This is a genomic window from Yoonia sp. R2-816, from assembly GCF_046762905.1.
In the GTDB taxonomy this organism is placed as follows: domain Bacteria; phylum Pseudomonadota; class Alphaproteobacteria; order Rhodobacterales; family Rhodobacteraceae; genus Yoonia.
The window spans coordinates 1-14,402 of the sequence record NZ_JBKQXN010000304.1; the positions used below are offsets into that span (position 1 = coordinate 1).

Consider the following 14,402-nt stretch of genomic DNA (forward strand, 5'->3'; position numbering starts at 1 on the left):
ACAGAACCCGACCCCGATCTGTGCGCCAGGCTGCCCCTAGGTCAGCCCCGGACCCCCGCAAACTCTTTCAGCTGTTCACAGATTTCAGGCGCACCCAATTGCGTGACACCCAATTATTTCCAACTTTTCGCGAGGGCGTGAAAAAAGTGACATGAATTGTAGTGGTTAGGTGCGTTATCGCGGTGGTCCGAATGCCCAGAAACAGCCATACGCCGCGACTCAAAATCGTTGCCAAGCCTGTTACCAGCCCGTAACCCTGTCCGCTCAGGAGGGTGTTTATGGGTGAGATTATTCTGGTCCGTCACGGGCAGGCCAATTCCGCTGCCAATGACGAAGAAAGCTATGACAAGCTGTCTGATCTGGGCCATCAGCAGGCCCGGTGGCTGGGCGATTATCTGCGCGACCGGGAACGCCCGTTTGACAAGATCATCTCTGGCAGTCTGCGTCGGCACCGGGAAACCTCTGCCGGAATTGGGTATGGCGACCCCGTCATTGATCCGCGCCTGAACGAAATGGACTATTTCAACCTCGGCCAGGCGCTGGAGGATGTGCATGGCGTCCCCTTTCCCGGCCCCGATGAATTTGCCGCCCACGTCCCGCAGGTCATGGAAGCCTGGCATAAGGCCGAAATCATGGGGGTCGAAACCTTTGCGTCATTCGAGGCGCGGGTGACATCGGTTCTGCAAGAGGCCGCAACGCCCGGCGCGCGCGTGCTTTGCGTCACATCCGGTGGTGTCATCGGCATGATCATCCGCCATCTGCTGAACCTTGATCCCACCCGGATGGCGCATATCCTGCTGCCGATCCTGAACAGTTCGGTGCACCGGGTTCATGTGATCCCGCAAGGGCCGATCCTTGCCGCGTTCAACACGATCCCGCATCTGGACCAGCCTGACCGCGCCCATGCCGTTACCCACTACTGAAGGAAGACCCCAATGCTGAAGCTGCATTATGCCCCGCGTACGATCTCTGTCGCTGTTGCCATGGCGCTGGAGGAGGTCGGCACGCCCTATGAACCGGTGCTTGTCGATTTCAGCAAGGGTGAGCAAACCACGGCCGCCTATCACAAGCTGAACCCCAAGGGCCGGGTCCCCGCGCTGGAGACACCACATGGGGTTCTGACCGAAACCGGCGCTTTGCTGGAATATGTCGCCCCGTCCCTTGTGCCAACCGATCCGTTTGCCGCCGCTCGCATGCGCGAGTTGATGTGTTATCTCAATGGAACCATGCACCCCAACCACGCCCATGGACTGCGCGGCAGTCGCTGGGCGGATCAGGAGGCGTCCTTTGCCGATATGAAGCAGAAGGTGCCGCAGACGGTGGCGGCATCCTGCGCCTATGTCGAAGAGGCTTTGGAGGCACTGCCGTTCCCATCCGGCGAAGGGCAGGTCGTGTCCGATTTCTATCTGTATGTCGTGCTGACATGGCTGCCCGGCGATGGCGTGGATATCGCGGAGTTTGCGACCTTGCAGGATTTCCAGCATCGCATGAATACGCGGGCTTCGGTACAGGCGGCCTTTGAGAAAGGGATGCTTTGATGGTCCATCTCTGGGTCCGCTCGGAAAGCCGCGCCAATGAAGAACGGGTCGGTTTGACCCCACAGGGCGCGGCGCGGCTGATTGATGCGGGGTTCAAGGTAACGGTGGAGCAAAGCGCCCAGCGGGTTCTGCCGATAGCGGAATATGAAGCGGCGGGTTGCGCCATCGCGCCAGAGTTTTCCTGGGTCGATGCCCCTGATGATGCCATCGTATTTGGCCTGAAAGAGTTGCCTGATGATGGCACGTCCTTGCGCCATCGCCACATCATGTTCGGTCATGCCTATAAGGGCCAGCAAGCGGGTCAGGTGCTGCTGGACCGGTTCGGGGCCGGGGGTGGTGCGCTTTATGATCTGGAATATCTGACGGATGCAGATGGTCGCCGCGTTGCCGCTTTTGGCTATTGGGCAGGTTATGCCGGGGCGGCGGTGTCGCTGATGTGCTGGATGGCGCAACAGCGTGGTGACATTGCGGGGCCGGTTGGAACATACCCTTCGGCCAGTCACATGCTGGCGGCGATGCAGCAAGGTCTGGTGCAGATCGGTACGCAGCGTCCGACCGCCCTGATCATCGGGGCGTTGGGGCGCGTCGGATCCGGGGCGGCTGACCTGTGTCAGGCCATGGGTGTGGCCGTGACCAGATGGGACATGGCAGAGACCGCCCACGGTGGCCCGTTTCCGCAGGTGCTGGCGCATGATGTGTTTCTCAACTGTATTCTGGCACGACCCGGCACGCCGGTTTTCGTACCAGCCAGCGCCAAGATCGCCGATCGCCAGCTCAGCGTGATCGGCGACATCGCCTGCGACCCCGACAGCGATTTTTCCCCAATCAAGGTCTATGACCGGACAACGACATGGGACGCCCCCGCGCTGCGCGTGCATGATGCGCCGATGTTGGATGTCACGGCCATTGATAATCTGCCCTCAATGCTGCCCGCCGAAAGCAGCGAAGATTTTGCAGACCAGTTGTTGCCGCACCTGATGACACTGACCGCACTTGACCAGGGCGTCTGGGGCCGTGCCAGGGCCTGTTTTGACCGGGCGATGGGCTGATGGGCTATATGGTCGACGGGGTTTATCACGTTGGCGATGATGTGACGCAAACCCTCAGCTCCGGCGCATGGGAGCGGAGCCGCAGCACAGTCCGCCATTGGATCGGTCAGGGAGATTTCCCGGCAGAGGCGGGGCGATATCATCTGTTTGTGGCGTGGAATTGCCCGTGGGCGCATCGGGCCTTGCTGACCCGTGTCGTCAAGGGGCTGACAGAGGCGATCTCAGTATCCTATGCGCGCCCAAACCGGACCGATCAGGGCTGGGTTTATGATGCTGACGGTGAATTCTCTGACCCTGTTCTGGGTGCCCGCGCGGTGCATGAGGTCTATAGCGCGGACCCGATGCGCTATACCGGGCGGCTGACGGTGCCGGTGCTGTGGGACAAGGTACAGGGCCGCATGGTCAGCAACGAATCCGCAGATATCGTACGGATGTTGAACGATGCCTTTGATGGACCTGACCTTGCGCCACCCGGTTTGCGCGGACAAATCGATGACTGGAACACGCTGATTTATGACAAGGTGAACAACGGCGTATATCGTGCCGGATTTGCCTCTACCCAGGACGCTTACGAAAGCGCGGCTGAGGATGTGTTTGATGTGCTCGATCAGCTTGATCATCACCTCGCGACACATCGGTTCCTGTGCGGCGACGCATTCACCGAGGCCGATCTACGGCTTTTCCCGACGCTGGCACGCTTTGACGTTGCCTATCACTACGCGTTTCGCTGCAACCTGCGCCGACTGGCGGAATATGCGCATCTTTGGCCCTACGCGCGGGATATCTATGCCATGCCCGGCGTGGCTGAAACGGTCAGGTTCGATATCTACAAAAAGGGCTATTTCAGCGCGAGCGAGAAGCGGAATCCGCTAGGCATTATCCCGATCGGGCCGGAGATTGATTGGGACCCGGCCCCCGAGCGGGAAGAACTCAGTCAGGCGGGCCGGTAAAGGTCGTCCTCGGCGTCGCTGGCGTCAATTCCCAGCGCCTCCAGCCCGCTTTCCAGATGGTCGGCCAGATGCGGCGAACCTTTAAGGTAATCCGCTGTCGGTGTGGTCGCCTCGGTTTCGGCTGTGTTGAGCGCCTCTTGCAGATCTTCAGCGTCAAAGCTGCCCCGCCCGATCCAGAAAATGGCAACCAGCCCGATCTTTTCGTCGTCAGTCAATTGGTCCACAAAGCCGTTGAATTCATTTTCAGCCCGGTCCAGTTCACGGGCCAGGATGATCACTTCGGCCACTTTGTCGGTCGATATTGGTAGCATGTCGCGCACTCCTTTAGCCCCTTCTTGGCGCATCATAGCATGTCTGACTTTGATCTGGCGCAAGTCATTCATTCAGTTTGCTGCGCGCCGAACTGGTGTGCCGAGGCAGGTCGTCATTGATGTGCAGCCATTGGAGCCTGTTATCATCTTGGGCATGGATCTGAGGCGGGAACCTGTCGGTCTGATCAAGCAATCCAAGGGGGACATAAACCGTGTTTGGCAGATAATCGTTGCGGCCCGTCAGCGGTGAGCCGCAGGTTTCGCAGAAGGTGCGGATCACGCCGGGAACGCAGCTGATTGCGCGTCCTTCGCTTGGTGAAAACGCAATCGTGCCTTCGCGAAATGCGGCAAAGGCCGCAACCGGTCCCCCGGATGCGCGGCGGCAATCCGTGCAATGGCAATAGAGCACCGATAAAGGGGTTTCTGTGGCATGCAATCGTGTCGCGCCGCAATAACAGCGGCCTGTGATTTCCGACGTGATATCGTCTGCCATGGGTCCATCCTGTTCCTGCGCCAACAGGCGCAAGACCTATAATCAGTATCATACGATAGGATAGACCTGCTGCGCAGGAACGCAAACTGGCAACAGGTTGGTGGCTTATTTAGAGCCAAACAGCCGGTAATACATCCAGTCCGGCATCAATTGCGACAACCGGAACACCCATGAAAACACCATAGGAAAGCTTTTTTTGAATGTATCGGTGTTCATGTGGTCGAAAAACTCTTTTGCCGCGTCTTCCGGCTCCATGATGAAGGGCATGGTAAAGTCGTTCTTGTCTGTCAGGCGGGTCTTGATGAAACCCGGATTGATCACCTGCACCTTGATGTCCGAGGTGCGCAAATCGGCCTGCATGGACTCGGCCAGCGCCATCAGCCCGGCCTTCGACGCAGAATAACCAATGGCGCCAGGCAAGCCGCGGAAGCCTGACAGCGAACCGGTCAGCACGATGTGCCCACGCCCGCGTTCGATCATTCCACCAATGACGGCGCCGACCACCCGCGATCCGCCAAGATAATTGATCTCACCCATCAGGTCGGCTTTTTCGTTGTCCCATTCGCTGGCCTTCATGGGCCAGTAGACGCCAGCGAGATAGACAACACCGTCCAACTCGCCAGCTTCGGCAGCAGCTTTTTCAACAGCCTCCCGGTCGGATACATCCACTGTGATGTAGGATGCCTTGCCTGGCAGTTCCTCGACCAGTTCCTTCAACCGATCCTCTGATCTGGCGGACACGATCACCTCGGCCCCCGCGCGGCTCAGGCAGAACGCGACCTCGCGCCCCAGCCCCTCGCTCGCACCAACGAGCCAGTATCGTTTTCCCTGCCAGTCTGTCACTTTATTCTCCTGCGTAGGCTTTGTCTTTGGGGCGCATGGTGGCGACAAGTTCGGCCACCTTGATACCAAACTTCCGAAACTGGCTTCGGTTCATTATTGATCCGTTCGACATCAGATACATCCAGTCGGTCACGTCCAATGCGTGCCCACCAGCCTCTTCCGACAGCTTGATCCGGTAGTTCAGCAGTACGGCAGATCCTTCCTGCCGCCCGGTGCCCGCGCCAACCACGTCAGGCGCTTCGGCTTTGATGTTGCCGTCATTGCCAAGGGTCAGTGTCCAGACGCGATCCTGCACATTGCCGCTGTCATAGTGGAACCGTTCCACCATCGTGCCGACATTGCCATTCCACGATGCCTCGAAATCTGCCACGAACCGCGACGATACCTTGCCCGTGGGGCCATAGATCACGCCTTCGCACACGATTGGGCCGTTGAACCGCTCGCGGATGTCAAAGATCGGACCATCGGCATAATCCGTAGACTTCTGCGCCCAGAATGAGACATAGCGCTGTTTGCACATCACGGCGATTACCATGAGAGCCGCACCAATCAGCATGTAGGTGATAAACGACATCGTTTATTCCTCTAGTTTCGTGGCGAACAGAAGCCCGATCGCCACAAGTTTCAAAAGTGACGGCACAAGGGCGTAAAGCACCGTCAACATGGTCAATGCCTCGGAAGGCAGGTTTGTTCCCCCGGCTTCGAAGCCGGACCGTTCGAGAAGTGGCAAGAGCACCACCGCCGCGAAGGCAAGCGTGAACTTGTTCACCAAATTCCACAGTCCGAACCCTTGCCCACCATTAGGAGAGATAACGGCCATGCGCTTCGCGAACATCGCAGGCAGCAAAGTCAAGTCTGCTCCAATGCTTGCACCACTTAATACGCAGATGACGGCAAAGGGGATCACATCGCCGGTCGATAAAGTGAAGGTGTAACCAAATGACGCAACGGCGAGGACCATCGCGGTGAGCAAAACAGGCCTTTCGCCGAACCGCTGCGCCAGCGCGGACCAGATCGGCGATGACAATGCAGCTGCAAGGAAAAACAGGACCAATAAGCCGCCTTCCCAGCCGGGTGCGCCAAGACGGCTTTCGACAAAAAACAGAAAAAGTGTCGACGAAACCGCCAGCGGTGTGGCGTTAACAAGCGCCAGGATCAGAAGCCTGCGTGCCGTGCTATCCTTGATGATATCGCCGATCTGTGACGGTTCGGTCGTGGTTTTACCCTTCCATTCCGGCCACATGAAAAACGTAGCGACAAGGGCCGCCGCCGCAAAGCCATAGGCGAAAGTGGCAAACGGATCCGCCACCACCCCCATCAGCAACGTCGGGATCACAGCGGCGATGCAGACCCCCAACAGCGCGCCGCTTTCGCGCCACGCCGCCAGCCGCACATGGCCCTTGGGTCCATCGCCCGCCTTGCTGATGCCTTGGGCATAGAAATTGATGCTGAGAAAGCTGAAAGCGCTGAAAAGCCCGGTGATCGTCAGCCCGAACCACCAGATCGCACTGATCGGCGGGGCCACGGCGAAAAGACCGATCATCGACAAGGCAAGGATGAATGCTGTTGCGGTGACAGCGAATTTCTTGGCATTGCCCAACCGTTCACTGATCCACCCCAGCACCGGGTCCTGCACCACATCGAACAGGCGCAAACCGAACAGCAATGCGCCAAGCGCCGTCAGACTGACGCCAAACGTATCGGCGTAGTATTTGGGGGCATAGATATAGATCGGCAGGCCAGCGCCGGACAGTACAGCGGCGAAGCCGGTGTAGGCAGGAAGCCGTTCTTGCAAGGCTTTCATCTGCTGACTTCTTCGACCGGCGGTGCAGGTTGTGATCGGAACGTGGCGCCTTTGAACCACAGTTTCAGCGCCTGCCAATGGATCAGCGTCAGCACCCGGCGCGACCCGAACGGACGCCGCAGGACCGCCTTGATGATGGACATGTTGCTGATCGGTTTGCGGTGACCCGTCAGCGTGGCGATCAGCCCGCCATTGCCGCGCGAATAGTCGATCCAGATACCGATGCTGTCAGTTTGGATATCAAATCGGAACACATATCCGCCCTCAACAGGCTGAAAAGGTGAAACATGCATCAGTTTATGCGCTGACAATGTGTCGGCCTTTGTGATCGCCCGTCCATCATCATGATGACACAGATAGGAATGGCGATCGCCAAAGGTATTGGTCACCTCTGCAATAACGCTGCGCAGAATATCGTCTGCGTCATAACACAGCCAGAAGGACACGGGATTGAACACATGCCCCAAGACACGCGGTTGGGCCAGCAATTCGATCCGCGCCGGATCAGCGATGTCATGCGCCACCAAAACGTCCCGCACCCATGCAGCCCCGCGCCCCTGCTTGGGCGGCCCGCCGTGGTCGCTATCCTGCAGTGACATCAGGTTCCCGCGATTCCGCGCGAACAGGGCCGGGGTTGTCACATCAGCCTCGGCATCCAGCAGCACATAGTCGATAGAATAGCGAAAGGCGTTTTTCGTCGCGCCCCGCCGCCCGTGATAGGTCTCACCGGCAATATGATCGACGGTGGTGCTCACTCTGCTGCCATCTCCAGCCGCTCGACCGCGTTCAGGGCGTGGACGACATCCAGCGCGCTGGACAATCCATCCTCGTGAAAGCCGTTTTTCATCCAGGCCCCGCAGAACCACGTGCGGTTCGACCCGTTCATGGCGGTCGCCGCCTCTTGTGCCGCCAGCGCCTCAAGATCGTAGACCGGATGACGCAATGTCACCTCGTCCCAGATCAGATCTTCCCGGATCGGGCGTTTTGAATTCAGGGTCACCATCATGTCGTCAGTCTTCAACCACGGCTGAAGCGAATTCATCCAATATGTCAGGTCAATTTCGCCGCCAGTGCGGTCGGCATCCTCTGAATAAACCCATGACGACCAGACCTGCCGCCGCTTGGGCATCAGTGATGTATCGGAATGCAGCACCACCCGGTTGGGCTGATAACGCACGGCGCCCAGCACCGATTTCTCAACCGCCGTTGCGTCGGATAACAGGCGCAGCGTGTCATCGGAATGCGTGGCAAACACCACCTCGTCAAACATCTCCCAATCGCCACCCTGCGCCTTAACTTCAACGCCCAATGGGCCGCGGCGGACCCCGGAAATGGGCGCGCCAAGACGCATGTCGACGCCACGGCGGAACATATCTGCGCCCAGACGGGTCACATACTCACGTGATCCACCCGCGACGGTGTACCATTGATGCTGGCCGGTCGCGCCAAGCAGCGCGTGATTGTCGAAAAACTTCATCATCGCATAGGCGGGGAAATCGAGGATTTTTTCCTTAGGCGTGGACCAGATCGCGCCGGAAAACGGCAGCAGGTAATGATCGCGGAAAAAGTTGCTCAGCTTCAGCTTGTGCATCAATTCGCCAATGGTCAGTGTCTCGTCCCGGCTGGCGTCCAACCCCTTGGCGTTGAACTTGAAGATATCGCGCACCATGCGCAGAAAACGCGGGCTGGCGATATTGCTGCGCTGGGCGAAAAGCGCGTCAAGACTGGCCAGACCATATTCCAGCTTGCCGCCTGCGAAGGACGCCCCAAAGCTCATATTGCTTTTGACAACCGGCACCTCAAGATGATCGAAAAGTGCCGTCAGGTTCGGATAATTGGCATAGTTGAACACTATAAATCCAGTGTCGACCGCCTGATCGCGCTTTGGTCCGGCCATCCGGGTGCGGGCATGTCCGCCCAACCGCTTTTCAGCCTCGAACAAAACAACGCGGTGATCCTTGGCCAACGCATGTGCGGCACCCATGCCTGAAATACCCGCCCCGATAACCGCTACTTTTCTGGGTGCGGATGTACTTGTCTCGAATGGCATTGATGGTCGCTCCGTTGTCCGGTCTTGAAGTTATTATTTCTTACGTAGCTTGGACTTGTCCGGATCAAACAGAAAAAATGCATGCGCACTGATCCAATCGTTAACGCGGCCCGTAAGAAGTGCATGTTGACCGAAAATAGTGTCCTCGCAAAAGCTGATGCGCCAGTTGTCATGCCACCCTATAGTGGGTCGGACATAATGACGTTTCGCAAATCGGGGGCGAAAAAGTTGACAGCCGAACAAGCGACCAAACGCATGGCCTGGGTCTTCCAGGTTTCTGCGGTCCGGGACAACAAGGACAAGGCAGCCTTTGCCGAACTCTTTGGATATTTCGCTCCACGCGTGAAGTCATTTTTGATGAAATCGGGGGCCAGCCCGGATCTGGCAGAAGAATGCACACAGGAGGTCATGGCGACCCTTTGGAACAAGGCCCACATGTTCGATCCGGCAAAGGCAAGTGTATCCACATGGATTTTCACGATCGCCCGGAACCGCAAGATCGATCTGCTGCGCAAGCAGAAGCGGCCAGAACCCGAAGACCTGCCATGGGGTCCCGAGCCGGAGCCTGATCAGGCCGACGCGATGGGACTACAACAAGAAACGGAACAACTCGGTCAGGCGCTTGCCGCACTGCCCGAAGAACAAAGGAAACTGATCGAAAAGGCCTATTACGGCGAATTGTCGCATAGCGAGATTGCCGCCGAAACCGGGCTACCATTAGGGACGATCAAATCGAGGATAAGGCTGGCGCTGGAACGGTTGCGCCATACGATGAAATGATGAGTGGTATGAAACAGATTAAGCATCACCTGACCGAACCCCTGTTGATGGGCTACGCAGCAGGCACCTTGCCGGAAGCATTCAACCTTGTGGTCGCGACACATATTTCCATGTGCGATGACTGTCGCGCGGCACTGGCCGAATACGAGGCCGTCGGTGGCGAGGTCATGGCAGATGTCGACCCGATTGATGTGGCCGAAGATGCGCTTGCCGCGACGATGGCCATGATCGAAAGCGGAACGCTGAACGAAAAGCCGGCCCCCGCACGGGTCAAAAACAGCATCTTCCCCGGTCCATTGCAGGATTACGTCCAAGGTGATTTGGACAGCCTGAAATGGCGCAAGGTTGGTGGTGGCGTCAGCCAGATGATCCTGCCCACGTCGAAAGATGCCAGCGTGCGCCTGCTGCGGATCCCTGCGGGGACTGCCGTGCCTGATCACGGTCACCGGGGCACAGAACTGACGCTGGTGCTGCAGGGTGCTTTCGTCGATGACGAAGACAGGTTCGCTGCCGGTGACGTCGAGGTCGCTAACGAAGATCTTCAGCACACACCGGTTGCGGAGGAAGGGATGGATTGCATCTGCCTCGCGGCAACTGACGCACCCCTGAAATTCAGCGGCCTGCTGCCGCGTATCGCGCAAAAATTCGTGCGCATCTAAGAAATTCCCAAGGCCACTCATCAGGCCCCGGTTCGTCCGGGGCCTTTTTTTGTGCCGCGTCATCTGGTGTGGCGGCCAAACCCGACCTGTCGCGCTGTCTTGTCGTCGCGATTTGCAAAGACCTGTCTTCCCGGTCAGGGTGCATTGGTTTAGCGGCTGCCCGTTGGCTCGTTCCGCACAAGGGAGATGGTAAAGATGAAATCGCAAGCGCGGGTGGTTGTCATTGGTGGGGGGATTGCCGGATGTTCGACCCTTTATCATCTGACGCAGGAAGGTTGGGCCGACGTCGTGCTGGTCGAGCGCGATGAATTGACAAGTGGCACCACATGGCATTCGGCAGCCCAAGTGACGAATTTCGGGATGAACCAGACGATGGTCGGCCTGAAGTCTCACTCAATTGCTCTTTACAAGGCGCTGTCAGAGGACCCGGAGTATCCGATCAATTATCACCATGCCGATGGTGGTATCCGGCTGGCCAACACCGCCGCCCAAATGGATGGCTATCGTCACTTTGCATCCATGGCCAAGGGCATGGGTGTTGAATTCGAAGTGATTGATGCGGCCGAATGCGCGCGCCGCCACCCCTTGATTTCGACCGACAATCTGCTGGGCGGTCTGTGGGATCCATTGGATGGTGACATTGATCCGGCACAATTGTGCCAGGCGCTGGCACGTCGCGCGCGCCTGGCCGGTGCTGAAATCTATCGCCACACGGCAGTGACCGATCTGATCCAGAAGCCCGACAATAGCTGGGTCGTCCAAACGGAGCACGGGACAATTGAATGCGATATCGTGGTCAACGCCGCCGGTTATCGGGTGAACGAGATTGGCGCGATGATGGGCGTCCATCACCCCGTGGTGTCCATGGAGCATCAGTATTTCCTGACCGAAGACATCCCCGCGATCAAGGAAGCGGGTCACAGGATGCCTCTGCTACGCTGTCCAATCTCGGACTATTATTGCCGACAGGAAAAGAATGGTCTGCTGGTCGGGTTTTACGAGCAGGACTGCAAGACATGGGGCATGGATGGTATCGACCCGCATTTTACAAACGCGCTCTGTCCCGATGACCTCGACCGGGTGACAGATGTGCTGGAAGGGGCCTTTGCCCGTATGCCCGCGCTAACAGAAACCGGCATTCATACGGTCGTGAATGGCCCGATCACCTATACGATCGACGGTGCGCCGCTGGTTGGCCCGATCCCGGGCAAGCGTAATGCATTCTGTATCATCGGGCTGCGTGCAGGTCTCGGTGAAGGTGGCGGTCATGGATGGTTGCTGGCACAGCAGATTGTGCATGGTGAGGCGTGTTATGACACTTGGTGCATTGACCCACGCCGTTTTACCGGACACGCCAATGTGGAACTCACGGCGCTGAAGGCGGTAGAGGATTATCAGAACGAGTTTCGCTTCCACTTCCTCCATGAACACCGGCCCGCCGGGCGCCCTGCCAAGACAACGCCACTGACCCCCGTACTGGCGGCTGAGGGCGCAGCATTTTCGGTGGTCAACGGGTGGGAACGTGTCGACTACATCAAACCCGCACCTGATTTCCACGAAACCCATGGGTTCCGATTTAACGAAGTATTTGATGTAGTGGCCCGCGATGTCGTAGCGATCCAAGGCTCTGCCGGGATTTGCGAGGTGAGCGGCTTCAACCGTTTCGCGCTGACGGGCAGCGGTGTGCATGATTTTCTGGATCGTATGATCTGTGGCCACGTTCCACGGTCGGTCGGCCGCGTTGGCCTGGGTTATCTTTTGAACCATGACGGGATGCTGAAGGCCGAAGCCACGATTGCAAATCTGCCGGATGGCGAAGTCTGGTACGGATCGGCCGCCGCGTCAGAGTTTCACGATATGGATTGGTTGCAGATGCATCTGGGTCCCGACAACAACGTGCAGATCCAGTCACTGACCAACGACTACACAGCGCTTGTTCTGGCCGGGCCACGATCACGCGATATCCTGAGCGCTGTCAGTCGCGAGGACTGGTCGGCGGATGCGTTCCCTTGGCTGCGTGTGCGTCGCTGTTTTGTCGGTATTGCCCCGGCAGTGGTGATGTCGGTCAGTTTTTCCGGCGAACTGGCCTACGAGATTCACGTACCGAATAATCAGCTTTATGCAGCATGGCTGGCTTTAGGCGCCGCAGGTGCGGATCACGGCCTGCATGTTTTTGGTGCGCGGGCGGTGGAATCAATGCGGCTGGAGAAAGGGTATCTGCATTGGAAGGCTGACATTCTGACCGAGTTTGATCCGTTTGAAACCGGTCTTGATCGTTTCGTGCGGTTGGACAAGGGCCCGTTCATCGGGCGTGATGCGCTGCGCCAGCGCCAGCAGAATGGACCGCACCGCAGGCTGGTCACACTGCGGATTGATGCTGATGTTGCCCCGGCACATGCCGGGTCATCGGTCGTCCTGAACGACGGGGTTGTGGGCACCGTCACATCCGGTGACTGGGGGCACAGGGTCGGAATGAACCTTGCCTACGCCTTTGTAGAGCCAGAGTTTTCCACCATCGGGACTGCGTTGAACGTCGACATTGTCGGCGCGCCGACGCCTTCTGTTGTGATTGCGTCCGGTCCCTATGATCCCCAGAATTCGCGTGTCAGGGCTTGATCGCACCCGTCATTGCTAAGCGTAGATTTTATTTGGAACGGTTGTGGTTGGTGGGCTAGCCTTCCCTTACGTCACTCGCATCTTGCGAGGACGCTAGGGAGGACAATCAATGACAGACCGTATGCGTTTTGGTATTTTTCTGGCTCCGTTTCACAAGCCCGGGATCAACCCCACACTCGCGCTGGAGCAAGACCTCGAACTGGTTCAATGGCTCGACCGATGTGACTATGACGAGGTGTGGTTTGGCGAGCATCACTCTGCCGGGTCCGAGATTTCGGCCAGCCCCGAGATCATGATCGCCACCGCAGCACCACGTACACGCCGCATCAAACTCGGCACCGGCGTGGTGTCCGTCAGCTATCACAACCCTTTATGGGTGGCCGAAAAAATCGTGCAGCTTGATCATCTGACGCGCGGTCGCGCGATGCTTGGCCTCGGGCCGGGGTCACTGCCCACAGACGCCGCCATGATCGGGCTCAGCCAGAAAGACACGCGCGGTCTGCTCGCCGACGGGCTCGATATCATCACCCGACTCTTGCGCTCGGACGAGCCAGTGAATTTCGAAAACGACCGCTGGATGCTGAAGGACGCGCGCCTGCATCTGCGCCCCTATTCCAATTTCGATCTGGCCACCGCCGCCGTCGCCTCGCCCACCGGGCCAAAACTGGCGGGCAAATACGGCACCGGCCTGATCTCCATCGGGGCAACAACGGCCGCCGGGTTCGACGCACTCGCCCTGCATTGGGACGTGATCGAGGAAGAGGCGAAGCACTACAAACAAAAGGTCGACCGGTCCAAATGGCGGCTTGTCGGGCTGTGCCATATCGCCGAAACCGCCGAACAGGCCCGCCGCGACGTGGAATACGGGATTGAACATTGGTTCAACTACTTCCAGGAAATCGCCGCCTTCCCGCAAATGTCGATGCCCGGGCAGAACGCCAAGGAAATGATCGATTTCATCAACGATAGCGGCTTCGGCGCGATTGGTACGCCCGAGATGTGCAAAGCCCAGATCGACCGGCTCTGGAAACAGTCCAACGGCGGCTTCGGCGCCTACCTGATGCTGGCACATAACTGGGCGAATTTCGACGCGACCAGGAAATCCTATGACCTGATCGCCCGCGAAGTCTTCCCCCATTTCCAGGGCCAGCACATGTCAACGATGAACGCAGCGGTGCGCGCGCAAAAGATGCGGCCGGAACTGGCCGAAATCCACGCCAAGGCCGTGGAAACGGCGCAGGAAAAATACGCAGCGGAAAAAGAAGGGCGGAAGGCGTCAGAACCCGCCGAATAGCGGCAGGGCAGAACC

Annotated in this window: 15 protein-coding genes; 8 read left to right on the forward strand and 7 right to left on the reverse strand. The window is 58.3% G+C overall.

Features of this window, described 5'->3' with window-relative positions; translation table 11 throughout:
• The first annotated feature begins 278 nt into the window (after positions 1-278).
• Genes ACFWW2_RS17260 through ACFWW2_RS17275 form a run of 4 tightly spaced genes read left to right on the forward strand, consistent with a single transcriptional unit; the run spans position 279 to position 3,537 of the window.
• Positions 279-923, forward strand: a complete 645-nt coding sequence (locus tag ACFWW2_RS17260; RefSeq protein ID WP_393929980.1) for a histidine phosphatase family protein — start codon at positions 279-281, stop codon at positions 921-923.
• Positions 924-938: 15 nt separating this feature from the next.
• Positions 939-1,538: a glutathione S-transferase family protein gene (locus tag ACFWW2_RS17265; RefSeq protein ID WP_393930115.1), complete on the forward strand. Its 600-nt coding sequence runs from the start codon at positions 939-941 to the stop codon at positions 1,536-1,538.
• Positions 1,538-2,587 (forward strand): saccharopine dehydrogenase, encoded by a 1,050-nt coding sequence (locus ACFWW2_RS17270; protein ID WP_393929982.1) that lies wholly within the window; start codon positions 1,538-1,540, stop codon positions 2,585-2,587. The genes ACFWW2_RS17265 and ACFWW2_RS17270 overlap by 1 nt, the downstream gene beginning before the upstream one ends.
• Positions 2,587-3,537 carry a glutathione S-transferase family protein gene (locus ACFWW2_RS17275; protein ID WP_393929984.1) on the forward strand — a complete coding sequence of 317 codons (951 nt, stop codon included), beginning with the start codon at positions 2,587-2,589 and terminating at the stop codon, positions 3,535-3,537. Before ACFWW2_RS17270 ends, ACFWW2_RS17275 begins: the two co-directional genes overlap by 1 nt.
• Here ACFWW2_RS17275 and ACFWW2_RS17280 read toward each other — a convergent pair.
• The 7 genes from ACFWW2_RS17280 to ACFWW2_RS17310 all read right to left on the reverse strand — a co-directional run bounded on the left by ACFWW2_RS17280 (position 3,522) and on the right by ACFWW2_RS17310 (position 9,038).
• Positions 3,522-3,848, reverse strand: a complete 327-nt coding sequence (locus ACFWW2_RS17280; protein ID WP_393929986.1) for a DUF3775 domain-containing protein — start codon at positions 3,846-3,848, stop codon at positions 3,522-3,524. The two genes, ACFWW2_RS17275 and ACFWW2_RS17280, sit on opposite strands and share 16 nt — an antisense overlap.
• A 64-nt stretch (positions 3,849-3,912) precedes the next feature.
• Positions 3,913-4,341: a GFA family protein gene (locus tag ACFWW2_RS17285; protein WP_393929988.1), complete on the reverse strand. Its 429-nt coding sequence runs from the start codon at positions 4,339-4,341 to the stop codon at positions 3,913-3,915.
• Between the two features lie 105 nt (positions 4,342-4,446).
• Positions 4,447-5,184: an SDR family NAD(P)-dependent oxidoreductase gene (locus ACFWW2_RS17290; protein WP_393929990.1), complete on the reverse strand. Its 738-nt coding sequence runs from the start codon at positions 5,182-5,184 to the stop codon at positions 4,447-4,449.
• 1 nt (position 5,185) lies between these two features.
• Positions 5,186-5,758: a DUF3833 family protein gene (locus ACFWW2_RS17295; protein ID WP_393929992.1), complete on the reverse strand. Its 573-nt coding sequence runs from the start codon at positions 5,756-5,758 to the stop codon at positions 5,186-5,188.
• A gap of 3 nt (positions 5,759-5,761) precedes the next feature.
• Entirely contained in the window at positions 5,762-6,988 is a 1,227-nt protein-coding gene (locus tag ACFWW2_RS17300; RefSeq protein WP_393929994.1) for an MFS transporter, read from the reverse strand.
• A complete protein-coding gene (locus ACFWW2_RS17305; protein ID WP_393929996.1) occupies positions 6,985-7,743 on the reverse strand; it encodes a DUF1365 domain-containing protein in 759 nt (252 codons plus the stop codon). Before ACFWW2_RS17305 ends, ACFWW2_RS17300 begins: the two co-directional genes overlap by 4 nt.
• A complete protein-coding gene (locus tag ACFWW2_RS17310) occupies positions 7,740-9,038 on the reverse strand; it encodes an NAD(P)/FAD-dependent oxidoreductase (RefSeq protein WP_393929998.1) in 1,299 nt (432 codons plus the stop codon). Before ACFWW2_RS17310 ends, ACFWW2_RS17305 begins: the two co-directional genes overlap by 4 nt.
• A 123-nt stretch (positions 9,039-9,161) precedes the next feature.
• Between ACFWW2_RS17310 and ACFWW2_RS17315 the strand changes: the two genes are divergently transcribed.
• The 4 genes from ACFWW2_RS17315 to ACFWW2_RS17330 all read left to right on the forward strand — a co-directional run bounded on the left by ACFWW2_RS17315 (position 9,162) and on the right by ACFWW2_RS17330 (position 14,387).
• Complete coding sequence (locus tag ACFWW2_RS17315; protein WP_393930000.1) at positions 9,162-9,818, forward strand: sigma-70 family RNA polymerase sigma factor; 657 nt, start codon at positions 9,162-9,164, stop codon at positions 9,816-9,818.
• Between the two features lie 8 nt (positions 9,819-9,826).
• Positions 9,827-10,477: a ChrR family anti-sigma-E factor gene (locus ACFWW2_RS17320; RefSeq protein ID WP_393930002.1), complete on the forward strand. Its 651-nt coding sequence runs from the start codon at positions 9,827-9,829 to the stop codon at positions 10,475-10,477.
• 195 nt (positions 10,478-10,672) lie between these two features.
• Positions 10,673-13,093, forward strand: a complete 2,421-nt coding sequence (locus ACFWW2_RS17325; protein WP_393930004.1) for an FAD-dependent oxidoreductase — start codon at positions 10,673-10,675, stop codon at positions 13,091-13,093.
• A 109-nt stretch (positions 13,094-13,202) separates the two neighbouring features.
• Positions 13,203-14,387: an LLM class flavin-dependent oxidoreductase gene (locus ACFWW2_RS17330; protein WP_393930006.1), complete on the forward strand. Its 1,185-nt coding sequence runs from the start codon at positions 13,203-13,205 to the stop codon at positions 14,385-14,387.
• Positions 14,388-14,402 lie beyond the last annotated feature (15 nt).

Bases quoted from the DNA above. Each gene is read 5' to 3' on its own strand.
- ACFWW2_RS17330 (WP_393930006.1), top strand. From the start codon at position 13,203: ATGACAGACCGTATGCGTTTTGGTATTTTTCTGGCTCCGTTTCACAAG.
- ACFWW2_RS17315 (WP_393930000.1), top strand. From the start codon at position 9,162: ATGTTGACCGAAAATAGTGTCCTCGCAAAAGCTGATGCGCCAGTTGTC.
- ACFWW2_RS17325 (WP_393930004.1), top strand. From the start codon at position 10,673: ATGAAATCGCAAGCGCGGGTGGTTGTCATTGGTGGGGGGATTGCCGGA.
- ACFWW2_RS17310 (WP_393929998.1), bottom strand. From the start codon at position 9,038: ATGCCATTCGAGACAAGTACATCCGCACCCAGAAAAGTAGCGGTTATC.
- ACFWW2_RS17260 (WP_393929980.1), top strand. From the start codon at position 279: ATGGGTGAGATTATTCTGGTCCGTCACGGGCAGGCCAATTCCGCTGCC.
- ACFWW2_RS17295 (WP_393929992.1), bottom strand. From the start codon at position 5,758: ATGTCGTTTATCACCTACATGCTGATTGGTGCGGCTCTCATGGTAATC.
- ACFWW2_RS17300 (WP_393929994.1), bottom strand. From the start codon at position 6,988: ATGAAAGCCTTGCAAGAACGGCTTCCTGCCTACACCGGCTTCGCCGCT.
- ACFWW2_RS17285 (WP_393929988.1), bottom strand. From the start codon at position 4,341: ATGGCAGACGATATCACGTCGGAAATCACAGGCCGCTGTTATTGCGGC.
- ACFWW2_RS17320 (WP_393930002.1), top strand. From the start codon at position 9,827: ATGAAACAGATTAAGCATCACCTGACCGAACCCCTGTTGATGGGCTAC.
- ACFWW2_RS17270 (WP_393929982.1), top strand. From the start codon at position 1,538: ATGGTCCATCTCTGGGTCCGCTCGGAAAGCCGCGCCAATGAAGAACGG.
- ACFWW2_RS17275 (WP_393929984.1), top strand. From the start codon at position 2,587: ATGGGCTATATGGTCGACGGGGTTTATCACGTTGGCGATGATGTGACG.
- ACFWW2_RS17280 (WP_393929986.1), bottom strand. From the start codon at position 3,848: ATGCTACCAATATCGACCGACAAAGTGGCCGAAGTGATCATCCTGGCC.